This is a genomic window from Rhodococcus sp. SMB37, assembly GCF_004345605.1.
Lineage (GTDB): Bacteria > Actinomycetota > Actinomycetes > Mycobacteriales > Mycobacteriaceae > Rhodococcus.
In genome coordinates this window covers 83,435-106,620 of the sequence record NZ_SLVY01000009.1, presented here as the reverse complement: position 1 = coordinate 106,620, position 23,186 = coordinate 83,435, and the positions used below count along the sequence as shown (strand labels likewise).

The 23,186-nt window shown below is 65.9% G+C and carries 22 protein-coding genes; 10 read left to right on the top strand and 12 right to left on the bottom strand.

From position 1 onward, the window contains the following. Positions 1-187 precede the first annotated feature (187 nt). Positions 188-664, top strand: a complete 477-nt coding sequence (locus tag EV641_RS15950; protein WP_054715792.1) for an RDD family protein — start codon at positions 188-190, stop codon at positions 662-664. A 71-nt stretch (positions 665-735) separates the two neighbouring features. On the opposite strand, the gene EV641_RS15945 is transcribed toward EV641_RS15950, so the two are convergent. From EV641_RS15945 to EV641_RS15925, 5 genes are all read right to left on the bottom strand, one after another. After that, positions 736-1,476, bottom strand: coding sequence for a DUF4191 domain-containing protein (locus EV641_RS15945; RefSeq protein WP_054715795.1), 741 nt, complete (start codon positions 1,474-1,476; stop codon positions 736-738). A gap of 59 nt (positions 1,477-1,535) precedes the next feature. After that, the gene (gene lipA / locus EV641_RS15940) at positions 1,536-2,546 is read right to left on the bottom strand and encodes a lipoyl synthase (protein ID WP_054715798.1); all 1,011 of its coding nucleotides are present in this window, start codon (positions 2,544-2,546) and stop codon (positions 1,536-1,538) included. A 54-nt stretch (positions 2,547-2,600) separates the two neighbouring features. Beyond that, positions 2,601-3,380, bottom strand: a complete 780-nt coding sequence (gene lipB / locus EV641_RS15935; RefSeq protein WP_054715801.1) for a lipoyl(octanoyl) transferase LipB — start codon at positions 3,378-3,380, stop codon at positions 2,601-2,603. Between the two features lie 111 nt (positions 3,381-3,491). Then, entirely contained in the window at positions 3,492-5,552 is a 2,061-nt protein-coding gene (sucB, locus tag EV641_RS15930; protein ID WP_132472963.1) for a 2-oxoglutarate dehydrogenase, E2 component, dihydrolipoamide succinyltransferase, read from the bottom strand. A 309-nt stretch (positions 5,553-5,861) separates the two neighbouring features. Then, positions 5,862-7,373 (bottom strand): leucyl aminopeptidase, encoded by a 1,512-nt coding sequence (locus EV641_RS15925; protein WP_132472961.1) that lies wholly within the window; start codon positions 7,371-7,373, stop codon positions 5,862-5,864. 131 nt (positions 7,374-7,504) lie between these two features. Here EV641_RS15925 and gcvT point away from each other — a divergent pair, with 131 nt between their 5' ends. Then, positions 7,505-8,605, top strand: a complete 1,101-nt coding sequence (gene gcvT / locus EV641_RS15920; protein ID WP_132472959.1) for a glycine cleavage system aminomethyltransferase GcvT — start codon at positions 7,505-7,507, stop codon at positions 8,603-8,605. Between the two features lie 32 nt (positions 8,606-8,637). Next, the gene (locus EV641_RS15915; protein ID WP_054720577.1) at positions 8,638-9,744 is read left to right on the top strand and encodes a branched-chain amino acid aminotransferase; all 1,107 of its coding nucleotides are present in this window, start codon (positions 8,638-8,640) and stop codon (positions 9,742-9,744) included. Positions 9,745-9,804: 60 nt separating this feature from the next. Here EV641_RS15915 and EV641_RS15910 read toward each other — a convergent pair whose 3' ends face one another. Further along, entirely contained in the window at positions 9,805-10,566 is a 762-nt protein-coding gene (locus EV641_RS15910; RefSeq protein WP_132472957.1) for an adenosylcobinamide-GDP ribazoletransferase, read from the bottom strand. Then, positions 10,566-11,621 carry a nicotinate-nucleotide--dimethylbenzimidazole phosphoribosyltransferase gene (gene cobT, locus EV641_RS15905; RefSeq protein WP_054716396.1) on the bottom strand — a complete coding sequence of 352 codons (1,056 nt, stop codon included), beginning with the start codon at positions 11,619-11,621 and terminating at the stop codon, positions 10,566-10,568. The genes EV641_RS15910 and cobT overlap by 1 nt, the downstream gene beginning before the upstream one ends. 226 nt (positions 11,622-11,847) lie before the next feature. Here cobT and EV641_RS15900 point away from each other — a divergent pair, with 226 nt between their 5' ends. Further along, a complete protein-coding gene (locus tag EV641_RS15900; RefSeq protein WP_132472955.1) occupies positions 11,848-12,081 on the top strand; it encodes a hypothetical protein in 234 nt (77 codons plus the stop codon). Between the two features lie 19 nt (positions 12,082-12,100). Here EV641_RS15900 and EV641_RS15895 read toward each other — a convergent pair whose 3' ends face one another. Next, positions 12,101-12,778, bottom strand: a complete 678-nt coding sequence (locus EV641_RS15895) for a DUF3043 domain-containing protein (RefSeq protein WP_132472953.1) — start codon at positions 12,776-12,778, stop codon at positions 12,101-12,103. Positions 12,779-12,932: 154 nt separating this feature from the next. On the opposite strand from EV641_RS15895, the gene EV641_RS15890 reads away from it, so the two are divergent. Together EV641_RS15890 and EV641_RS15885 are read left to right on the top strand one after the other, a co-directional pair. Beyond that, positions 12,933-13,283 carry an iron-sulfur cluster assembly accessory protein gene (locus EV641_RS15890; protein ID WP_054716384.1) on the top strand — a complete coding sequence of 117 codons (351 nt, stop codon included), beginning with the start codon at positions 12,933-12,935 and terminating at the stop codon, positions 13,281-13,283. Positions 13,284-13,429: 146 nt separating this feature from the next. Next, a complete protein-coding gene (locus EV641_RS15885) occupies positions 13,430-14,398 on the top strand; it encodes a carbohydrate kinase family protein (RefSeq protein ID WP_054716399.1) in 969 nt (322 codons plus the stop codon). Between the two features lie 79 nt (positions 14,399-14,477). On the opposite strand, the gene asnB is transcribed toward EV641_RS15885, so the two are convergent. Continuing rightward, a complete protein-coding gene (gene asnB, locus EV641_RS15880; protein WP_132472951.1) occupies positions 14,478-16,403 on the bottom strand; it encodes an asparagine synthase (glutamine-hydrolyzing) in 1,926 nt (641 codons plus the stop codon). Positions 16,404-16,712: 309 nt separating this feature from the next. Here asnB and EV641_RS15875 point away from each other — a divergent pair, with 309 nt between their 5' ends. From EV641_RS15875 to EV641_RS15865, 4 genes are all read left to right on the top strand, one after another. After that, on the top strand, positions 16,713-17,768 hold the full coding sequence (locus EV641_RS15875; protein ID WP_132472949.1) for a cytochrome c oxidase subunit II: 1,056 nt from the start codon (positions 16,713-16,715) through the stop codon (positions 17,766-17,768). A gap of 30 nt (positions 17,769-17,798) precedes the next feature. Next, positions 17,799-18,215, top strand: a complete 417-nt coding sequence (locus EV641_RS15870; RefSeq protein WP_054716393.1) for a cytochrome c oxidase subunit 4 — start codon at positions 17,799-17,801, stop codon at positions 18,213-18,215. A gap of 252 nt (positions 18,216-18,467) precedes the next feature. Further along, complete coding sequence (locus EV641_RS30175; protein WP_277874507.1) at positions 18,468-18,590, top strand: hypothetical protein; 123 nt, start codon at positions 18,468-18,470, stop codon at positions 18,588-18,590. Positions 18,591-18,692: 102 nt separating this feature from the next. Next, positions 18,693-19,298, top strand: a complete 606-nt coding sequence (locus EV641_RS15865; protein ID WP_132472947.1) for a hypothetical protein — start codon at positions 18,693-18,695, stop codon at positions 19,296-19,298. Positions 19,299-19,538: 240 nt separating this feature from the next. Here EV641_RS15865 and EV641_RS15860 read toward each other — a convergent pair whose 3' ends face one another. The 3 genes from EV641_RS15860 to EV641_RS15850 are packed head-to-tail and all read right to left on the bottom strand — an operon-like array spanning position 19,539 to position 23,175. Continuing rightward, positions 19,539-21,218 carry a cytochrome bc complex cytochrome b subunit gene (locus EV641_RS15860; RefSeq protein ID WP_132472945.1) on the bottom strand — a complete coding sequence of 560 codons (1,680 nt, stop codon included), beginning with the start codon at positions 21,216-21,218 and terminating at the stop codon, positions 19,539-19,541. After that, positions 21,215-22,342: a ubiquinol-cytochrome c reductase iron-sulfur subunit gene (locus tag EV641_RS15855; protein ID WP_054717508.1), complete on the bottom strand. Its 1,128-nt coding sequence runs from the start codon at positions 22,340-22,342 to the stop codon at positions 21,215-21,217. The genes EV641_RS15860 and EV641_RS15855 overlap by 4 nt, the downstream gene beginning before the upstream one ends. Continuing rightward, on the bottom strand, positions 22,339-23,175 hold the full coding sequence (locus EV641_RS15850; RefSeq protein WP_132473157.1) for a cytochrome c: 837 nt from the start codon (positions 23,173-23,175) through the stop codon (positions 22,339-22,341). The genes EV641_RS15855 and EV641_RS15850 overlap by 4 nt, the downstream gene beginning before the upstream one ends. Between the last annotated feature and the right edge of the window lie 11 nt (positions 23,176-23,186).

The following is a 23,186-nucleotide window of genomic DNA, read 5'->3' as shown; positions in this document are numbered from 1 at the left end:
CCATTTGGTGCTGGGCGCCTGCGTCGGATCAGACCGTATTGACCCGGTGTTGCCCGGTCGTCAAACCTATGTTTCGCCGGTGTTACACCTCAGGTTGCCCTGGTGTGAGGCCCGAAGAACGTGGTAGAGGTCACCGACGGGTGCACGGGTCTGCCCTGGTCCGCAGGTACCAGACTATCCTGGACCCATGGCGCGGATGACGGGTAGTTGGCTATCGGGCCCCTCGGCGGCTCTTCCTCAGGGGCAGGGCGGGGAACAGAAGTACCCCGGGGAGTGGCTCGGACTCCCGGAACACGGCCCGGGTGCGCTCGTCTCGTCGGCGAAGCGGGTCCTCGCGCTGGTCATCGACTGGTTCTCATCGATGGCGATTGCGATGGTACTGGTGGGTGACAACCCGCTCGAGAGCCCGTTGTTGTCGGCATACACGCTGCTCATCTGGTGCGGTGTAGGCATCGTCACAGTGACGTTGTTCTCGTTCACGCCAGGGCAGTTCATCGCCGGGATCCAGGTGGTGCGCGTGGATGCACCCGCTCGTGTCGGACTGATCCGTGCCCTTGCACGGCAGATCCTGCTCGTCTTCATTGCTCCGGCTCTGGTCACCGACATCGACGGCAGGGGCCTGCAAGACCGCGCGACCGGCACCGCACTCGTGCGTTCGCGCTGACACCTTCCTGTAATGGCCGAGAGCCGTCGTCCCGATCGGGACGACGGCTCTCGGCCATTCGGCACTGTGGTTCAGCGGCGACGCATGGTGCGCTGCACGCTCCGCATCTTCGCGCCCGCCGGCAGCGGACCCTTCGGCATTGCGGGGCCGCTCTTCTTGGTGCTCAGCGCGGACAGCCGGCCTTCGATCGCATCCATCCGCTTGGTGTCGATGTTGCGAGGAAGCTTGTTCAGCTGCTTCTGCAGCTGTGCCAGGGGAATCTGGCCTTCCTCGTTGCCGACGGTGAACTCGTAGATGGGTGTGTCGCCGATGAGGCGTGCAACGCGCTTCTTCTCCTGCGCCATCAAGGGCTTGATCCGACCCGGGTTGCCTTCGCCGACGAGGATGACCCCCGGCCGACCGATCACTCGATGCAGTGCGTCGAGTTGGGTGGTACCGGCGACGGCCTGTGAGACACGCCAGGCGCCCTGAAGGTTGTCGAGCGCCCACGCTGCCGCGCCTGCCTGACCGTCGGCCTTCTTGTAGACGGTCTTCTGAACGCGACGGCCGAAGATGATAAATGCTGCGAGGACACCGACGAGGATGCCGATCGGCAGCAGGAACCACTGGATGCTGAAGATCAGCCCGATCACGAAGAACACGACGATCGAAGCGACGAGCACACCGATCATCCACGGCAGGAGCGCCTTGTCTTCCTTGCGCTGAATCTGGAAGGCCTGCCACAGCTGTGTGCGGCGCTCCTTCGATGCCTGCCTGCGCGCGGCTTTCGCCACGGCCTTCGCTTCCTTGTCGGTCTTGCTGCCCTTCGCCATGAGTACCAGGATACTTTCCCTGCGATGGGCTGCCTGCCACCGCGGTACCCTTCCCGTTTCTAGCTTCCGAAGCGGGCGAGAACCGAGCTGGCTTCCTGGCTCGCGGAGCCCTCCTGCGCGAGATGCGCCTGACCGGCGGGCAGCTCTCGACCGTGGTGAGCCATCGCCTGCGCGTACAGGCGTCCGGCGCGGTACGACGAACGCACGAGCGGACCCGCCATCACACCGGCGAAGCCGATCTTCTCGGCCATCTCGGAGTGGGCGACGAACTCCTCGGGCTTGACCCACCGCTCGACGGGATGATGCCGCGGTGACGGGCGCAGGTACTGCGTGATCGTGATGATGTCGCAGCCGGCGTCGTGCAGGTCGTGTAGCGCTTCGATGACCTCTTCGGGAGTCTCGCCCATACCCAGAATCAGGTTGGACTTGGTGACGAGCCCGAACTCGCGGGCAGCGGTGATCACGTCGAGGGACCGCTGGTATCGGAACGCGGGACGGATCCTCTTGAAGATGCGCGGGACGGTCTCGACGTTGTGCGCGAGAACCTCCGGCCGCGACTCGAAGACTTCCTGCAGCAGTTCCGGCTTGCCGTTGAAATCCGGAATCAGGTTCTCGACGCCGGTCCCGGGATTGAGCTCGTGGATCTTGCGAACCGTCTCCGCGTACAGCCAGGCACCGCCATCCGGGAGATCGTCGCGGGCGACACCGGTGATCGTCGAGTAGCGCAATCCCATCGACTGCACCGATTCGGCGACGCGGCGGGGCTCGTCGCGGTCGAGCGCGGCGGGCTTGCCGGTGTCGATCTGGCAGAAGTCGCAGCGGCGGGTGCACTGCTCACCACCGATCAGGAAGGTGGCCTCGCGGTCTTCCCAGCATTCGTAGATGTTGGGGCACCCGGCCTCCTCGCAGACCGTGTGCAGGCCTTCACGCCGCACGAGGCCTTTCAGGTCGGTGTACTCCGGACCCATTTTGGCGCGGGTCTTGATCCAATTGGGCTTACGTTCGATAGGCGTCTGCGCGTTCCGGGTCTCGATCCGCAGCAGCTTGCGTCCTTCTGGGGCGACAGTCACGCCATCGATGGTACGCCCGAGCATCGGGTGAAACTTCTTCCGGGTGTGGACATGTCAGAACCGGTGAGTAGTGAACTCCGGTGTGGTCGGATCAGGTGCAGCAGCTGACACAGCCTGCTCGAACGTGACCCGATCGATGTTGCACTCGGTGACCGGAAGTCGGCCGTCGAGGGCGGCGACGACCGCGTCGGTCACCGCCGGAACGACCTCGTGCACCGTCACATCGCGACCGAGTTCGCCCGTGAGAGAGGCAACTCCCGCGTCGCGGATACCGCACGGGACGATCGAGTCGAACGCGTCGAGTGCGGAGTCGCAATTGAGGGCGAACCCGTGCATCGCGACACCGCGCTGCACCCGTATACCGATCGCGGCGATCTTCCGCTCGGCGAGCCACCACCCGTCGCGCAGTTCCGCGGGCAGCCACACCCCGGAGCGGCCTTCGACGCGTCCGCACACCAGTCCCATGTCGGTGCACACGGTAATCAGTGCCTGCTCGATCCGCCGGACGTAGTCGACGACGTCGATCGGCTCGGCGAGCCGGACGATCGGATAGCCGACGAGCTGACCGGGACCGTGCCACGTGATTTTTCCGCCGCGATCGACATCGATGACCGGAGTGCCGTCGGACGGGCGGTCGGAATCTTCGGTTCGCCGACCTGCGGTGTACACGGGTGGGTGCTCGAGAAGGAGCAGAGTGTCCGCGCCGATGCCGTCGGCACGCTCGGCAGCGAGCTCGCGCTGACGTTCCCAGGCTTCGAGGTAACCGATCAGGCCCAACTGAGCTACAACGACCGGTGCGGAGTCGAGCCGTGCGGAGGACGTGGCATTACTCATAGGTGTCGACATTACGCTCCAGCGCCGTGAGGGAGGCGGGGGTGATGTCGAATCGACGACACCCCCGCCTCCGGTCACCCCGGTTTTGTAGCTACAGCTCTGCTACACGCTTCACAGACCGAGATCGGCCTCGAACGCGCCCTCCTCGAGACGATGCTTGATCGTCTTGAGGAACCGTCCGGCGTCGGCACCGTCGACGAGTCGGTGATCGTAGGTGAGCGGCAGGTAGCACATCGACCGCACACCGATCGATTCGTTGCCGGTCTCGTCCTGGACGACGACCGGGCGCTTGACGATCGCACCCGTCCCGAGCATGCCGGCCTGCGGTGGAACCAGGATCGGGGTGTCGAACAGGGCACCCTGGCTCCCGATATTCGTGATGGTGAAGGTGCCACCGGAGAGTTCGTCGGGCTTGAGGCCACCGTTGCGCGAGCGCTCGGCGATATCTGCGATTGCACGTGCGAGACCGCCCAGCGACAGGTCGCCGGCGTTGTGGATCACCGGGGAGAGCAGGCCCTGCTCGGTGTCCACGGCGATACCGAGGTGCTCGGCCGCGTGGTACGTGATCTGCTTGTTGGCCTCGTCGTACGACGCGTTGATGTTCGGGTGCACCTTGAGTGCCTCGACAACGGCCTTCGCGAAGAACGGCAGGTACGTCAGGTTGACGCCCTCACGCTCGGCGAAGGACTTCTTCGCCTGGGCGCGCAACTGTGCGATCTTGGTGACGTCCACCTCGAAGGTCTGCGTGAGCTGCGCAGTGTTCTGCAGCGACTCACGGGTCTTCGTCGCGGTGATCTGGCGGATGCGGTTGGCCTTCTGCGTGGTTCCCCGCAGATTCGCCAGCTCAGGGCGCACACCCGGAGCAACTCCGGACGCCGTCGCAGGTGCTGCTGCGGCGGGTGTTGTGGCAGAAGGAGCCGTCTTCGCCTCCGCGGCTGCGAGTACGTCCTGTTTGCGGATACGCCCGCCGACGCCGGTGCCCTTGACAGTGGACAGGTCGACATTGTGCTGCGAAGCGAGCTTGCGCACGAGCGGCGTGACGTACGGTGTCGCATCGCCCGACGGTGCTGCTGCGGCGGGAGCCGGTGCAGCAGGTGCCGGCGCTGCCGCGGGTGCAGCAGGAGCAGCCGGTGCGGGTGCTGCTGCCGGTGCGGGTGCGGCCGGTGCAGGAGCGGCGGCGGGGGCCTCGGCAGGAGCCTCGGAGCCGATGACGGCGAGTTGGCCGCCGACCTCGACGGTGTCGTCTTCCTGCGCGGAGATCTCGGTGAGGATCCCGGCGACGGGGGACGGGATCTCGGTGTCGACCTTGTCGGTGGAAACCTCGAGGAGGGGTTCGTCGACGGCGACCTCGTCGCCGATGGCCTTGAGCCAGCGGGTGACGGTGCCTTCGGTGACGGATTCGCCGAGCGCAGGCATGGTGACGGGGGTGCCCGCACCGTTGCCGCTCGACTGCGCGGGGGCGGCGGGGGCCGGTGCCTGCGCGGTGGCCACGGGTGCCTGCGCGGATTCCTCTGCCGGGGCGGCGGGGGCCGGGGTCGGTTCGGGTGCTGCCGAGGGCTGCTGTGCGGGGGCGTCGGAGCCGATGACGGCGAGTTGGCCGCCGACCTCGACGGTGTCGTCTTCCTGCGCGGAGATCTCGGTGAGGATCCCGGCGACGGGGGACGGGATCTCGGTGTCGACCTTGTCGGTGGAAACCTCGAGGAGGGGTTCGTCGACGGCGACCTCGTCGCCGATGGCCTTGAGCCAGCGGGTGACGGTGCCTTCGGTGACGGATTCGCCGAGCGCAGGCATGGTGACGGGGGTGCCCGCACCGTTGCCGCTCGACTGCGCGGGTGCGGCGGGAGCCGGTGCGGTCTCGGCTGCGGGCGCAGGTGCCTCGGCTGCAGGAGCAGATGCTTCGGCGGCAGGGGCGGGTGCGCTACCTGCGGATTCGCCTTCGTCGCCGATCTGTGCGAGCTCGCCGCCGATCTCGACGGTGTCGTCTTCCTGAGCGACGATCTTGATCAGCACGCCGGCGGCGGGAGACGGGATCTCGGTGTCGACCTTGTCCGTGGAGACTTCGAGCAGCGGCTCATCGACTTCGACCGTGTCTCCTTCCTGCTTGAGCCATCGCGTGACAGTTCCCTCGGTGACGCTCTCACCAAGCGCTGGCATCTGGACGGAGAAGGCCATGTCTGTTGACTCCTCGACGGTTGTGTTCGGGTGTGTTGAGTTGTACCGACTCGTGGGTGTCGACCATTGTGTGGTCGCGCTCCCATTGTGCTCGAGGCCGGGGACTCGTGCGGTTGGTTCAGGTGTTCTCGCGGGCCGATACCGGAGGAGGCATGCCCGGAACCATCCTTGCACTCGTCGCCATCGGATGTTCGACGAGGGGCGGATCTGCTCACACCGCTTTCGTGGTGTGTCCGGCCCCACGCGGCCGTCCCACCCGCCTCAGGGGGACGGCCGCGCCGGACTCACGGCAGCAGCGGGCGACTGTCGTCATCCGTGATCTGCGATGTCCTCGATGGCCGCGAGCATCGTGCGCACCGGCACACCGGTGCCGCCCTTACCGACGTAGCCGAACGGGCCACCGGTGTTGAAAGCCGGGCCGGCGACGTCGATGTGGACCCACTGGACGCCATCGGAGACGAACTCCTTCAGGAACAGCCCCGCGGTCAGCATGCCGCCCCAGCGGTTCGGGCTGACATTCGCGAGGTCGGCGACCCGCGACTCGAGATCCGAGCTCATGTACTTCGGCAGCGGCATCGCCCAGCCGTTCTCACCGACCTCCTGCGACAGCGCCGCGACCCGGTCGCGGAACTCCTCGGTACCCATCACGCCGGGCGTGCGAGTGCCGAGCGCCACCATCTGCGCACCGGTCAGCGTCGCGGTGTCGATCAGGTAATCGGGCTCGTCCTCGCACGCGCGCACGATGGCGTCGGCGAGGATCAGCCTGCCTTCGGCGTCGGTGTTGATCACCTCGACGGTGGTGCCGCCGTACTGGGTCAGGACATCGCCGGGACGCTGCGCTGTCGACGACGGCATGTTCTCGGCCATCGGCACCGTGGCAGTGACGTCGGCGGCGACCCCCAGCTTCGCGGCGAGCACCACGGTCGCGACGACGGCTGCGGCACCCGCCATGTCGGAGGTCATCGCCTCCATACCGGCGGCCGGCTTGATCGAGATGCCGCCTGTGTCGAAGGTGACACCCTTGCCCACGAGCGCGACTTTCGGGGCCTTGCGCTTCTTCGAGGCGTACGACAGGCGCATGAGCCGCGGCGGCCGCGACGACCCCTTGCCGACCCCCACGATGCCGCCGAAACCCCGCTTCTCCAGTGCCTTCTCGTCGAGCACCTCGACCTTCAGTCCCGCCGCCTCACCCAGAGCCTTCGCACGCTCGGCGAAGGACGCCGGGTACAGGTGGCTGGGCGGGGTGTTGACGAACTCGCGGGCGGTTGCGACCGCTTCCGCAATCGCGCTCGACCGCACGAGTGCGGCCTTGGCTGCGCGATCGCGGGTCGAGGCAACGAGCAGTTCGATTCGCGACGGCGGCTTCTTGTCGGCACCCGGCGCCGACTTCTCCGACCGGAACTCGGTGTAGGTGTACGCGCCGAGGGCGAAACCTTCCGCGGCGGCACCGAGGTCGACGGCCGACAGGGTGGTCGCCACGGTGGCGACACCGGCCAGTGCGCGGGAGGCGGCCCCCGCTGCGCGACGCACCTGCTCGGCGTCGATGCTGTCGGCGGCGCCGAGACCGACCGCCACGACACTCGCGACGGGCAGTCCGGCGGGCGCGGGCACGCGGGTGATCTCCTCCGCGCGACCCGTGGCTCCGACTGCCTGCACCGCGTCGAGAATGCTCCCGAGCATGTCTTCGTCGATCACGCCGTCGCCGAGCAGGACCTCGGGGCTTCCGTCGGACGATGTCAGGCCGACGACGAGTACGTCGGCTCGCTTCGATACCGAGCCGGCGAGAACGAGTTCGGGCAACTCCGGGGTCGGTGCGCTCACTGGGCAACTCCTAGGCAGACGAGGGTGACACAAGAAGGTGGTCCCGAACGATGCTAGTGATCGCGCGGAGATGTCGTGGGTGTGGCCGGACAGAACCGCGTCGCGCAGCGGTTCGACTAGCCTCATGTCACATGAGTGACCAGGAATTGCAGCGGGGACCGATCCATGCCGTTCACGTCGAACTCGGCGCGACGTTCGCGCCGTTCGGCGGATGGGAGATGCCCGTGTCCTACGCGGGCACGGTCGCCGAGCACACCGCGGTCCGCGAGAACGTGGGCCTGTTCGACGTCAGTCATCTCGGCAAGGCGCTGGTGGCGGGACCGGGCGCCCCGGAGTTCGTGAACTCGGCCCTGACCAACGACCTGGCGAAGATCGGTCCCGGCAAGGCGCAGTACACCCTGTGCTGCACCGAATCCGGCGGGGTCATCGACGACCTCATCGTCTACTACGTGTCGGACGAGGAACTCTTCCTCGTGCCGAACGCTGCGAACACAGCAGCGGTCGTCGCGGAACTCGTCGCGAAGGCGCCGGATGGTGTCACCGTCACCGATCAGCACCGCGACTACGCAGTTCTGGCGGTGCAGGGCCCGAAGTCCGCTGACATCCTGACGGAACTGGGATTGCCGACGGGCATCTCGTACATGGCGTTCGTGGACGCGGAGTGGAACGGCACACCCGTGCGCGTGTGCCGTAGCGGTTACACCGGCGAACGCGGATTCGAGGTCCTGCCGGCCTGGGACGGCGCCGAGGCGTTGTTCCGTGCGCTGGTGACCGCGGTGCGTGCTGCGGGGGGCCAGGTCGCCGGTCTCGGCGCCCGCGACACCCTGCGTACCGAGATGGGGTACCCGCTGCACGGGCACGAGCTGTCACTCGCGATCTCGCCGCTGCAGGCCCGCACCGGCTGGGCAGTCGGTTGGAAGAAGCCGGAATTCTGGGGCCGGGAAGCGTTGCTCGAAGAGAAGGAGGCCGGCCCGAAGCGTCGCCTGTGGGGTATCAAGGCGCTCGACCGCGGAGTGCTGCGGCAGGGCCAGACGGTCCTGAAGGACGGTGCGGCAGTGGGTGAAACCACCTCGGGTACCTTCTCTCCGACCCTCAAGATCGGAATCGCACTCGCCCTGCTCGACACGGACGCCGAGCTCGCGGCCGGCGACCAGGTGAGCGTCGATGTGCGTGGCCGCTCGCTTCGTGCCGAGGTGGTCGCTCCGCCGTTCGTCGCGGACCACACCAAATAGGCGTCGGAGACGATTGGTTACCATTGTCATTCATGACAGGTGTCCTCGAATTCGCTCGCGCCCCGCATCCCTCACCGACTTCCGCGGAGCGGCGCCAGGAGATCCTGGCCGATCCTGGCTTCGGCCGGTACTTCACCGACCACATGGTGACGATCACCTACACCGAGGGCACCGGTTGGCACGACGCGAAGGTGGAGCCCTACGCGCCCATCTCGCTGGACCCCGCCGCGATGGTGCTGCACTACGGCCAGTCGATTTTCGAAGGGCTCAAGGCGTACCGGCAGAGCGACGGCAGCATCGCGTCTTTCCGTGTCGAGGCCAACGCTGCGCGGTTCAACCGGTCGGCGGATCGCATTGCGATGCCGCACCTGCCCGAGGAACTGTTCGCCCGGTCCATCACCGAACTACTCGACGTCGATCACGAATGGGTCCCCGAGGCCGGCGGTGAATCATCGCTCTACCTTCGCCCGTACATGTTCGCGACCGAGCCGGCGCTCGGGGTTCGCCCCTCGGCCGAGTACAAGTACCTGCTCATCGCCTCTCCCGCCGGTGCGTACTTCCCGCGCGGGGTCAAGCCGGTGAGCGTGTGGCTCTCGCGTGAGTACGTGCGCGCCGCACCGGGTGGTACGGGTGCCGCCAAGTTCGCGGGCAACTACGCGGCTTCGCTGGTCGCGCAGGCGCATGCCGCGGAGCAGGGATGCGACCAGGTCGTGTGGCTCGACGCCCTCGAGCGGAAGTACGTCGAAGAGATGGGCGGTATGAATCTGTACTTCGTGTACGGGTCGGGCCCCGACGCACGCCTCGTGACGCCCGCGTTGTCGGGTTCGCTGTTGCCGGGTATCACCCGCGATTCGCTGCTTACGCTCGCGACAGATTCGGGTCTGTCGGTCGAGGAACAGCGCATCAGCACCGACGAATGGCGCGAGAAGGCAGCCTCCGGCGAGATCACCGAGGTGTTCGCGTGCGGCACGGCTGCGGTGATCACGCCGGTCGGGAGCGTCAAGGACCGCGACGGTGAGTTCAGCATCGCCGGTGGGGAGCCCGGACCGATCACGATGGCGCTGCGCGACACGCTGACCGGAATTCAGCGCGGAACGTTCGCCGACACGCACGGTTGGATGACGACCCTGCGAGCATGAGTCAGGTATGGGAAGTGGGGGTGTCCGTCGATGACGGGCACGCCCACTTCCCATGGAAGGTCAGACAGCGCACGCGGCGACGACGGCGAGCAGGGCCACGCACCCTTCGGTGGTCGCACCGAGAATGTCCCCGCCCACGCCACCGAATCGGGTGGCGCAGTGCCTCACGAACCACCACGACAGCGCCAGCGCCGCGCCCACCGCGACCGGGCCGAGCAACAGGGGCCCCGGCATGCACACAGCCGCGGCGGCCATCGCGATGAGGCTCCACGCTCCGATCGCCACGGGCCCCTGAGAATCGGCGACGAGCGCACCGAATCGGCTGCCCTCGGCGGCGTGGAGTCCTCGCCTGCATGCCGGCACGACCGTCACCCGCCCGAACGCGACGGCGAACCCGATCGCCGCCCACGAATCCGCGTCGGCGAGCGTACCGAATGCCATGGCCTGCAGAGCGAGCACGACGATGAGCGCGGCCACTCCGAACGGGCCGGCGCCCCCGGACTTCATCACTTCACGGGCACGCTCGGGAGGACCGTAACAACCCAGACCGTCTGCAGTGTCCGCAAGCCCGTCGATGTGCATACCACGGGTCGCGAGGGCAAGGAATCCGACACAGACGAATCCGATGATCCCTGCGTTGCCCCCTCCGGTCGAGACCACCCACGCCACTGCCGTCGCTGCACCGCCGAGGACCAGCCCCGCGACGGGCGCGGCACGGATCGCGCGACCCGCAACTGCTCGATCCACTTCGCGTGGACCGCGCACGGGGGCGACCGTCAGCCACGACAGTGCCAACGCGACACCGCCGAGCACACGACGCATCAGCTGTCTGCGGGTTCGGTGGGAGAGTCGGCCGAGTCACGGGTCGTCACGCCGGCTTCGGCGAAGGTCGCCATGTTCGCAAGGATGGAGACAGCACCCCGAAGAATGGGCAGCGCGGTGACGGCGCCCGATCCTTCACCGAGTCGCATATCGAACTCTACGACCGGTTCGAGCCGGAGGTGACGGAGGGCGACGCTGTGAGAGGGTTCCGACGACCGGTGTCCCGCAACCCACCAGCGGCGCGCACCGGGCGCGAGTTCCTCTGCGAGCATCGCTGCCGCGGTGACGACCACCCCGTCGAGGACCACAGGTGTACGACGTACCGCCGCCTGCGCGAGATATCCCGCCATTGCAGCGAGGTCGGCACCACCGGCGGTCCGCAGCAGCGCGACCGGGTTCTTCACGAACGGGCGTGCCCGCCGCATCGCATCGCGGATGGCGGAAACCTTGCGCATCCATCCGGCATCGTCGATACCGGTGCCACGTCCCACCGCGGCGACCGGTTCGGTCGAGGTCAGGGTGGCGATCAGAACGGTTGCCGGTGTCGTGTTGCCGATTCCCATGTCGCCGGCGATCAGCAGATCGGCGCCCTCGTCCACCTCACGATCGGCGATTGCGCGGCCCGCGGCGATTGCGCGCATCGTCTCCTCGTGGGTCAGCGCATCCTCGCGGTCGATGCGGCCGCTCGACCGACGGATCTTGTAGGCCGACACTTCGGGGGCCGTGTCGCTGTCCACCGCAATGTCCACGACTCGGACGTGTGCGCCGGCATTGGCGGCCAGCACGTTCACCGCGGCGCCACCGGCGACGAGATTCGCGACCATCTGCGCTGTCACCTCCGGCGGATACGCCGAAACTCCGGTGCGTGCGACACCGTGGTCACCCGCGAAGACCACGACCCGTGGATGTCGGAATTGGTGGGGCGGGACCTCGCCCTGGCACGACGACACCCAGCAGCCGAACTCCTCGAGCCGCCCCAGTGATCCGGCCGGTTTGGTGAGATCCCGCTGCCGCGTCTCCGCCTGCAGATAGATCTCTCGATCCGGAGCGACAATGACCGGAAAGTCGAGGTCGGCGGGGTCTGCCGTCTTGTCCGGCCCATCCGTTTTGCCCGGCACTGGAGTCTTGTCCGGAACTGGCGTGGGATCACTGCTCACAGGTCACCTCTCACATGGGTCTTCACCGGCTAGACGCTATCAACAGTGGCTCTGGCAGAAAAACGACGCTATATGTCGTTTCTGCCACTGTTGACGAGCGGTGCCGGTGCGAAGAATCGACACCATGTTGGAACTTGTCCTGGTTGCGCTCGTACTGGCGGTATTCGCCGGCGGCCTCGAAATCGTCCGTCGCGTGCGCGTCCGGATTCCCCGCTGGGTGACCCGAGCGTCGCTGCGCTACAACTACTTCCACCCTGCCGATGCGACACGGCCGCGGTCTCGCGCGTCGAGTGACACCGATTCCGCGGCCGAATCATTGCCTGCCGTGTTGCAGTCGCGCGGTGCACCGCACAACTGATGTATCCCGGTGAACCCGGTCAGATCGCGTCGCCGGGCTTGACCCGGGGGAGCGGTGCCCGCAACTTCCGGATCTGCGATGCGCGCACGAACGCGTACCAGCCGAGTCCGAAGCCACCGTCGGTGGAATCCGGGAAGCGCGCTCGGACCTTCTTGTTGACCATCCGGCCGAGATAGATACCTTCGATGACCATCAGCAGCATCATCACGAACATCGCGAGGGTGACGTACTGCTGGATGACCGGCCCCAGGAACATCGTCATGATGAGCACCAGTGCGAGGGGCATGAACAGTCCGACGAGGTTGCGGCGACTGTCGACGATGTCGCGGACATAGGCGCGCACCGGACCGCGGTCGCGGGGGAGGAGGAACTTCTCCTCGCCGGCGAGCATGCGGTTGCGGCGCTCGGACGCATCGGCGCGCCGCTGTGCGGACTCCGCCTTGCGCTCGTCCTTCGACTTGGACTTACGCGCTGCTTTGCGACGTGCGCGTGCCTCCTTGGCCGTGAGGGGAGCCGGTGCCACCGGGCCGCGACGCTTGCCCTCGGCATCGCGTCGTTTGGGTGTCGGGCGTCCTTTGCCCTCGGTAACCTTCGAGGAGGACGCAGCGTGCGTCGTATCCTCCCCGGAGGGAGCCTCGGGCACGGACACTTCCGGCTTGTCGGAGTCGTCGGAACCACCGCGGCGTAGCAACTTCACTCTTCCAGGCTATATGGATACTGGGGAGAACCGGAAAACTGCCCAGCGGAGCCACCCGAGATGTGATGAATGTGAGCAACTCATGCATGAGGAATAGATTCGCGCGCGGTACCGTTGACACATCCGGGTTGAATTCGAACGACAGGGAGCGCCCATGACTGTCCAGCAAGAGACCGCCACCCACGGCGTCATCATGACCGAGGCTGCCTCCGCAAAGGCGAAGGCTCTTCTCGACCAGGAGGGGCGCGACGATCTCGCGCTGCGCATCGCAGTGCAGCCCGGTGGTTGCGCCGGCCTCCGTTACCAGTTGTTCTTCGACGATCGGTCCCTCGACGGCGACCTCACCGTCGACTTCGGCGGCGTCAGCCTCGCTGTCGATCGGATGAGCGCTCCCTACGTCGAGGGTGCGTCCATCGACTTCGTCGACACGATCGAGAAGCAGGGTTTCACGATCGACAACCCGCAAGCCACCGGTTCCTGCGCCTGCGGCGACTCGTTCAACTGATTCGACCGTCAGGACCCCGGCACGCAACCGTGCCGGGGTCCTGACGTGTCCGGCGGGTACCGTGAGACCGCTGCGGCCGTCGTTCGATGCGCCGTACCGCCCGAATCTCGACTCCAGATTTCGACAACGCGGAAAGGCTCGTCCACGTGACCATCGCCGTGACCGGCTCCATCGCCACCGACCACCTCATGCGCTTTCCCGGCCGATTCGCGGAGCAGTTGCTCGCCGATCAGCTCGCGCACATCTCCCTGAGCTTCCTCGTCGACGACCTCGTCGTCCGCCGGGGCGGCGTGGGAGGCAACATCGCCTTCGCCATGGGTGTCCTCGGTGGTGCACCGGTCCTGGTGGGGGCCGTGGGCGCCGACTTCGCCGAGTACCGCGGCTGGCTCGAACAGCACGGTGTCGATTGCGACGCGGTCCATACGTCGACAAGCGCACACACCGCCCGGTTCGTGTGCACCACCGACGAGGACATGGCTCAGATCGCCTCCTTCTACCCGGGCGCGATGTCCGAAGCCCGCGAGATCTCCCTCGCCGACGTCGTCGAGAAGCACGGAATCGCCCTCGTGCTGATCGGCGCGAACGATCCCGACGCGATGATCCGCCACACCGAGGAATGCCGTCGACTCGGCGTTCCGTTCGTTGCCGACCCGTCGCAGCAGCTTGCCCGGCTCGACGGCCGTCAGGCGGAGGCGCTCATCGACGGCGCCGAATACCTGTTCACGAACGAATACGAGTGGGGTCTGCTCAAGCAGAAGACCGGTCTGACCGACGACGAGATCCGCGCCAAGGTGGGGATGCGCATCACCACCCTCGGTGGCGACGGCGCCCGTATCGTCGACTCCGACGGCAACTGGGTCCAGGTCGGTGTGGTGCCCGAGCGCGCCAAGGTCGATCCCACCGGTGTCGGCGACGCGTTCCGCGCCGGCTTCCTCCTCGGCCACCGTGCCGGACTCGGCGTCGAACGTGCGGCACAGCTCGGGTCGCTCGTTGCCGTCCACGTCCTGGAAACCACCGGTACGCAGGAGTGGGTCTTCGACCGGGCCGACGCACTCAAACGTCTCGCCGATGCGTACGGCACCGTTGCCTCGGACGAGATCGCTGCGATTCTCTGACGGACCGACCATGACGTTGGCGCCCTCCCCGAAGGTGGGGCGCCACCGTCACGGTGTGCGTGATGTGTGTGCTGCCGATTCAGAGCTCGACGGGGTAGGCAGGTTCCTGGATCTGCGGCACGATGCGCTTCTCCACGAAGATGCCGTGCCAGATCATGAACACCAGCAACGTCCACAGTCTGCGGCTGTGATCGATCGGGCCGTCACGATGTGCATGCAGCATCTTCGTGATCGCCGCCTTGTCCAGGATGTGATCGGTCTGGGAGTCGATGATCACCTGGTGCGCCCAGTCGAAGAGCTCGGTTCCGGCGAGCCAGTGGCGCATCGGAACCGGGAAGCCGAGCTTCGCGCGATGCAGCACGTGCGGAGGGACGATGCCTTCGAGGGCCTGTCGAAGTGCGTACTTCGTCGTCTGTTTCGTGATCTTCTGATCCAGCGGCACTTGAGATGCCACCCGGAACACCTCGGAATCGAGGAACGGAACACGCAGTTCCAGTGAGTTCGCCATCGTCATCTTGTCGGCCTTGACGAGGATGTCGCCGCGCAGCCATGTGAACAGGTCGAGGTGCTGCATCCGTGCAACAGGGTCCCACCCGACGGACTGGGCGTAGATCGGTGCGGTCACGTCCTGATGCGTCCACTCCGGCCGGAACTCACGCAGCACCGAGCGCAGCTGAGCGTCGTTGAAGCTGCGCGCGTTGCCGTAGTACCGCTCCTCGAGGGACATCGATCCACGGTGGAGCAGACTCTTTCCCCGGGTGCCCTCAGAGATGCGGTCCGACAGCTTTCCGGCGGCACGACGCAACGGCGACGGCAGGTACTCGAACGGCTTCAGTGACAGCGGCTCGCGGTAGATGGTGTAGCCGCCGAACAGTTCGTCGGCGCCCTCACCAGACAACACCACCTTCACGTGCTTGCGGGCTTCCCGCGCGATGAACCACAACGGCACCAGCGCAGGATCGGCGACAGGGTCGTCGAGATACCAGACGATCTCCGGGATCGCCGCGGCGAACTCGGCGGGGGAGACGACCCGCACGATGTGCCGAGCCCCGATGGCCTCCGCGGATTCCGCCGCGACGTCCACCTCCGAATAACCCTCGCGCTCGAAGCCGGCGGTGAAGGTGATCAGGTTCGGGTTGTGCCGTTTGGCCAGTGCTGCGATGGCGGTCGAGTCGATGCCGCCGGAAAGGAACGAGCCGACCGTCACGTCGGCGCGCATGTGCTTGGCGACCGAGTCCTCGAGAACCTCGGCGATCTCGCGATAGCGATCCTGCTCGCGTCCCGCAGCGAACGGACGCACAGGAAAGGTCGGGATGAAATAGCGGGTCGTCTCCGGTTCGGAACCCGGTCGTACGCGCGCGTAGGAGCCGGACTCGAGGCGCGTGATCCGACGGTGCAGGGTTTCGGGTTCCGGCACGTACTGCAACACCGTGTAATGCTCGATCGCGCGTTCGTCGAGTTCGGTGTCGATACCGATGACGTCGGCGAGCTCGAGCAGGCTCTTCTTCTCGCTGCCGAACGCGGTACCTGCCGTGCCTGTTGCGAGGAACAACGGTTTGATACCGAACGGGTCGCGTGCGAGGAAGAGTTCGCGCGTCTCGGTGTCCCAGATCGCGAACCCGAACATGCCCCGCAACCGGCGCACCGCGCCGGCACCCCAGTAGTGGTATGCCGCGAGGATCGTTTCGCTGTCGCCTTCGGTTGCGAACTTCGCGCCGTGCTCGTCGGACAGTTCCTTGCGCAGTTCGAGGTAGTTGTAGATCTCCCCGTTGAACGTCAGCGCGTACCGGTCGGGCTGCCCCGGCGGTCCCCAGCGCAGCGGCTGGTGTGAATGGGCGATGTCGATGATCGACAGACGGTTGAAGCCGAAGACGAGATCGGCGTCGTGCCAGGTGCCGTGTTCGTCCGGTCCGCGGTGGCGCAGGCAGTGCAATGCGTCGCCGACGCGCGAGACGGCGTCATCGCTGGTGCCTTCGTTGGTCAGAAACCCGAGCAGTCCGCACACGGAGTTCGGTACCTCGATTCCAATCGGGATGAGTCGATCCCACGACGTTCACAGCGCGCATGGATGCGGGAACTCTGAGCCGGGATCCGACGTTGGTCACTGTGGAGTATGCCGCAGATCGCCGATCGAGTTCGTCATCGGGATCGCACAAAACACGTCGTCACCCGCGACTGCACCCGGCCGATCCATTCGACGCGACACGATCTTCGTGCCCCGAGGATGGATAGTGGTCGGCTTTGGTCTACGCTGCGTAGTAATTGGGTCTGCCCTTCGGGTGTGCCCTAATGGAATTGCGGCGATCAGGAAGGCGTGAACGTGGCGCAAGGTCGGATCCTTCGGCGGTTCGGGCTCGCAGCATCACTCGGCATTGCAGCCTTGGTGTTGACGGGGTGCTCGAGCGAAGAAGTTCTTCGTTTCGGCTGGCCGGAGGGTGTTACTCCCCAGGCCGAGCGTATGCGCGAGTTGTGGACGTGGTCGGTCCTGGCCGCCCTCGTGATGGGCGTCCTCGTGTGGGCCCTGATATTCTGGACGATCTTCTTCCATCGTAAGAAGAAGAATTCGCCGGAGTTCCCGAGGCAGACGGCATACAACGTCCCGCTCGAACTGCTGTACACCGCAGCGCCCTTCGTGGCGGTCTGTGTCCTCTTCTACTTCACAGTCGTGGTGCAGAACTACGTGCTCGAGAAGGAAGAGAACCCCAACGTCGTCGTCGACGTCACCGGGTTCCAGTGGAACTGGAAGTTCGGCTACCGCACTGTCGACATGGGTGGATCGGTCTACGACGGAGCAGATCAGGAAGCAGAGGAAGCCACGGCCTCCGAGCCGTTCGATCCGGAGTCGGCCGGCCACGATGCAGAGCCGGGCCCCATCCACGGCGCGGGTGTCTCGGATCTGTCGTACCTGAACTACGACAAGATCGAGACCGTCGGCACCACCGAGGAGATTCCCGTCCTGGTGCTCCCGACCGGCAACCGGATCGAGTTCAACCTCGCATCGTCGGACGTCATCCACGCGTTCTGGGTCCCCGAGTTCCTGTTCAAGCGTGACGTGAACCCGAACCCGCTGAACAACAACTCCGACCCGGTGTTCCAGATCTCCGAGATCGAGCGAGAAGGTGCGTTCGTCGGCCGTTGCGCCGAGATGTGCGGTACCTACCACGCGATGATGAACTTCGAGGTGCGCGCTGTGTCCCCGGAGAAGTTCACGGAGTACATCGAGTTGCGTAAGCCCGTCGAGGACGGTGGCGAGGGTCTGACCAACGCCCAGGCGCTCGAAGCGATCGGCGAGTCGCCTGTCGCGATCACGACCCACCCGTTCAAGACCGACCGCACGGATCGCTCGGCGAGCGTCGCTGCGGGCGAGTGACACCTCTCATCGACAAGGACAAGTGCTGAAATGAATCTCGAAGCCAAGATCTTCGAACTCGTCACGGTGTTCTTCGTGCTCGTCGCCATCGTGTACGGCACATTCACGGGGCTGTCGGACAAGGGCATCGAGTGGGCAGGTCTCACCGCGCTCGTGCTGTCTGCAGGGCTGACGCTCATCATCGGAACCTATTTCCGCTTCGTCGCTCGTCGTCTCGATACGCGTCCCGAGGACTTCGAGGATGCGGAGATCAGTGACGGCGCGGGCGACCTGGGGTTCTTCAGCGCCGGTAGCTACTGGCCGATCCTGCTGGCCGGCGCAGCTGCGTTCGCTGCCATCTCCCTCGCGTTCTTCCAGGGCTGGCTGATCGTGGTCGCGGTCGTGCTCGTCATCGGTGCGTCCGCAGGCCTGGTGTTCGAGTACCACCTCGGCCCCGAGAAGCACTGATCGATTCCTGAACTCTCGACGGCGGGCGCAGCACTCACAACGGGTGCTGCGCCCGCCGTCGTTCATGTCGGGGTGGGTACTCGACTGGGAGGCGGCGACGGTAGCACCGACGCTGCAGATGAAGGACGAGTTCTCGATTGTTGACCCTGGCAGGGGCCGCGAACTGCCCGACATTCTGAAATGCGAACACACATGATCGAATGTGTTTCACAAGGTGTGTGAAGCGGCTGAATGGGCGCGTACACAAGGTGTGTGAAGTCGCAGACTGCGTACCGATGGTTCCGTCAGGACCCGGATGCCGGTGCCTGCTCGCCGGCCACGCCGAACACCATCCGGGTCGACACCGACCGATACCACGTCACTCTCCCGAGCTGAGACGGATCAAAACCCACGAGTCCACCAGCAAACTGGCCCGCGGGATCGAGAACGGCACTGCCCGCGTTCTGTCCTCACCGTCTCCGAGGACTCGACCGGTCGGTGGAATGTGGCCTTCCAGACCCTCGTGCACCGAACGTCACCACGCCCGGCCACATCGGGGCCGGTGAGCCGGTGGTCGGTGTCGACGTCGGTGTCGGGCCGACGCCCTCGGGGTCGTCGCGGCACCGGACGGACGCGAACTCGACCGGGTTCCGCGGCACCGAAGTCGCTGACCGCCGCGCAGGAGCGGCTGCGGGCGTTGCAGCGCAGGGCTGCGCGGCAGCACGGCCCGTACGATCCGTCGACCAGGACGAAACGTCAGCCGTCGACGCGGTGGGGCGGCAGCGCCGGATCGGTCGCACTCGCGTCCACGCTGCGGCGGTGCGCCGCGATGTGCTGCACAAGCACACCACCGTCCTCGCGCAGTGCCATCAGGTGATCGTCGTGGAGACGCTGAATGCGAGTGGGATGCGGTCGGCGGGTGGGGCGCGGAAGAAGAGCCTGAACCTGGCGCCGGCGGACGCGGCGTTGGCGCAGATCCGGCGGATGCTCGGCTACAAGACCCGGTGGGACGGGGGACCGGTACCGGGAGTAGCCCGGCCGCCACCGTTTCGGGTGGAGACGGACGTGGAGCCACGCAGGAGTCCGAGACCACGCGAGTGGTGAACGTAGCAGGCGAGGGAAGCGTCAACTCGGCACCGGAAGTCGCTGGGTGAGACCGGGACTGTCTCGTAGGAAGGTGAGGCTGCCTGATGGCGAAGCAGACAGGGCTTGCTTATGTCTGCTGCGCCAGAAGACAACGGTAGGGCATGAGCAGGTGGTGCCTCACGCGGCTTCCAAGACGGGCAGAGGGCCCCGAACCGGATCGGTTCGGGGCCCTCTGTAGAAGGTCGAGCAGGTGAAGCGTCAGTGCGCTTCGCCGTTGCCGTCCTTGTCGGACAGTGCCTTGGAGTCGTCTCCCTCGGCCTCGCTGTAGATACGGTCCTGGTACTCCTTCAGGATCGTACGCAGCTCGGCTTCACTCTCGTGATGAGCCGCCTCGAGTGCAGCCGCCTCGTCGGCAGGATCCGCGCTCCACCAGCTACCGAGACCGGGCTTACCCGCGCTGCCGAGTCGGTTCATCCGCTTGGGCACCGTAGCGCCCTGGTAGTCGAGCGGAATCGGGTGTCCATGGTCGTCCACCGGGCCGAGCGGCTGGTGGATTTCGATGTATTCGCCGTGCGGCAGTCGACGGACGATGCCCGTCTCGATGCCGTGCTCGAGCACCTGACGGTCGCTGCGCTGCAGACCGAGGCAGAACCGGTAGGCGATGTAGTACGCGAGCGGAGGCACGATCACCAGGCCGATACGGCCCATCCACGTCGTCGCGTTGATGGAGATATCGAACTTGTACGCGATGAGGTCGTTGATGCACATGAGGGTGGCGACCGTGTAGAAGCCGAGGGCCATCGCACCGAGACCCGTACGCACCGGCACGTCGCGCGGACGCTGCAGCAGGTTGTGGTGTGCGTCGTCCTTGGAGAACTTCTTCTCGATCCAGGGGTAGACGATGAGGACCGTGAAGACGAGACCCATGAGCAGCGCGATCCAGAACGGCTGGGGGATCGTGTACCGGCCGAACAGGTACAACTCCCACGCCGGCCAGATACGAGCCAGACCGTCCGTCCACATCATGTAGAAGTCGGGCTGGGAGCCTGCGGAGACCTGGGACGGGTTGTACGGGCCGATGTTCCAGACCGGGTTGATCTGCAACAGGCCGGACATCAGGGCCAGCACTGCGAACGTCATCGCGAAGAACGCACCGGACTTGACCGCGAACACGGGGAGGATGCGCACACCCACCACGTTCTGCTCGGTACGGCCGGGTCCGGGGAACTGCGTGTGCTTCTGGTACCAGACGAGTGCGAGATGAGCGGCGATCAGCGCCAGGATGATGCCCGGGATGAGCAGCACGTGCAGGACGTAGAAGCGCGGGATGATCAGCTCGCCGGGGAAGTCGCCGCCGAAGATCATCCAGTGCAACCAAGTGCCGACGACCGGAACCGACAGCGTGATGCCGGAGAACGCGGCGCGAAGGCCGGTGCCGGACAGCAGGTCGTCGGGCAGCGAGTATCCGAAGAAGCCCTCGAACATCGCGAGGATCAGCAAGAGGGAGCCGATGACCCAGTTCGCCTCACGCGGGCGACGGAACGCGCCGGTGAAGAAGATGCGAAGCAGGTGAACGATGATCGACGCGGCGAACATCAGGGCTGCCCAGTGGTGGATCTGTCGGACGAACAGACCGCCGCGCACCTCGAACGAGATGTTCAAGGTCGTCTCGTACGCGCGAGACATGCCGACACCGCGGAGCGGCGTGTAGACACCGTCGTACGTGACGTGGGCCAGCGACGGGTCGAAGAACAGCGTCAGGAAGACACCTGAGATCAACAGGATGATGAAGCTGTACAGGGCGACTTCGCCGAGCAGGAACGACCAGTGGGTGGGAAACACCTTGTTGATCTGACGGCGGATGCCGGCAGAAAGGTGATACCGCGAGTCGAGGTTCTCGCCTGCCTTTGCAGCGTGTGATTGAGTTGCAGTACTCACGGGCGACGCTCCCAAAATGCCGGGCCGAGAGCTTCGATGAAGTCGCCACCGGCGACGAGGAAGCCCTCTTCATTCACTGTAATGGGCAGCTGCGGAAGAGCGCGAGCAGCGGGACCGAAGATCGGCTTGCCGTACTCGAGTGCATCGAACTGCGACTGGTGGCACGGGCAGAGAATCCGGTTGGTCTGCTGCTCGTAGAGCGAGGTCGGGCAACCGAGGTGGGTGCAGATCTTCGAGAAGGCGAAGTAGTCGCCGTAGTTGAAGCTCTCCTGGCCCTTCCGCTTGATGGCACGCTCGGCGTCGTCTGTCCGCAGACGGATGAGCATGACCGCGTTGCGGATACCGCGGAGACTGTCGAGCAGCGCGTGGTCGTCGCCACGGTCGGCTTCACGGAACGGGAAGACCGTCTCCATGCCTCCTGCGTCGAGGTCCTCCGGTCGTACCAGAACGATGTCCTGAGGGCGACCGGTGTCGCGGCGCAGGTAGATGGTCTCGCCCGGGTAGCGGGGAGTCCAGCCGGAGACCCAGAGCGGCGAGTTGTCGCCCTCGGCCCACGGATTCTTGATCAATCCGCCGAGCGGCATGATCAACCCGACGCCCAGCGCGCCACCACCGAAGATCGCGGTCCGCTTGACGAGCTTGCGGCGGGTCAGCGTCGAGGTCTCGAGCGAGTCGGTCAGCTCGGCGACGATCGTCTTGCGATCGACCTCGGCCGACGGTCCGTCGTGACGATCCTGGATCGACACCTCTTCGGGAATGAACTTCTTCGTGAACTGGACTGCACCGACACCGATTCCGAGGATCGACAGACCGAGGGTCAGACCGAGCAGCGGGGTGTAGAGGTTGTACCAGCCGTACTGCGGGTCGTTGATGTTCTGGTATTCCCACGGCCAGAACAGGTAGATCCCGATGAACGCGAGACCTGCGAGACCTGCCAGTGTGAACCAGGCGGCTACGTTGCGTTCCGCACGCTTCTCGGCGCGGGTGCCCTCGACGGGCCACCGATCCTTACGGAACACGACATCGACGCCGTCGAGGTTCGTGCCGAGCTCGACGAGATCGTCGCGGCTCATCTGATCGAGATTCTCGATCGAATGCTTGTTCGGCGTGTCGCCGCTACTCATGACCTTGCTCCGATCCACAGTGCAGCACCGACAACCGCGACGATGCCAACGGCGAACATCGTGGGACCTTCAGCGCCCGGCCCGAAGCCTCCGAGGCCGTATCCGCCCGGATCCTGAGTCTCGCTGGCAGACTTGATGTACGCGATGATGTCTTGCTTCTCCTCGAGCGTCAGCTGACGGTCGGAGAACTTCGGCATGTTCTGCGGCCCGGTGAGCATTGCAGTGTAGATCTGCTGCTCGTTGGCCGGATCGAGGTTGGGCGCGAACTTGCCGGACGAGAGGGCTCCACCGCGACCGGTGAAGTTGTGGCACGAAGCGCAGTTCTGGCGGAACAGTTCGCTACCGCGTCCGATGTCGTTGCCGCGCAGCGAGGACTGGGAGATCTCCCCGTTCTCGTCGCGGATCACAGTCGGACCACCACCGTTGGCCTGGATGAAGGCGCCGAGGGCGTCGGTCTGCTGGGCGTCGAACTTCGGGTCCTTACGCACGGCCTGAGCCTCGTTGCGAGCGGCCGGCATACGACCGGAGGACACCTGGAAGTAGACCGCAGCTTCGCCCACACCGATCAGCGTGGGGCCACGATCCTCGATGCCCTGCAGGTTGACACCGTGGCAGGTCACGCAGGAGGTCTCGTAGAGCTGCTGGCCCTCGCGGATCAATGCGCTCTGGTCGTCCTGGGCAGTGGCCACCTGCGGGTCGGGCGTCAGCGCAGAGGCGAGGAAGCCTGCGCTGAGGAGACCGAGGGCGAGCACCAAGGTGCCGGTGACGCGGCGCCTGAGCTTGCGCTGACGGCGGGACGTGGCAGCCGGGGCTGCCGAGGATCGACCGGGCATGTCGTCACCCT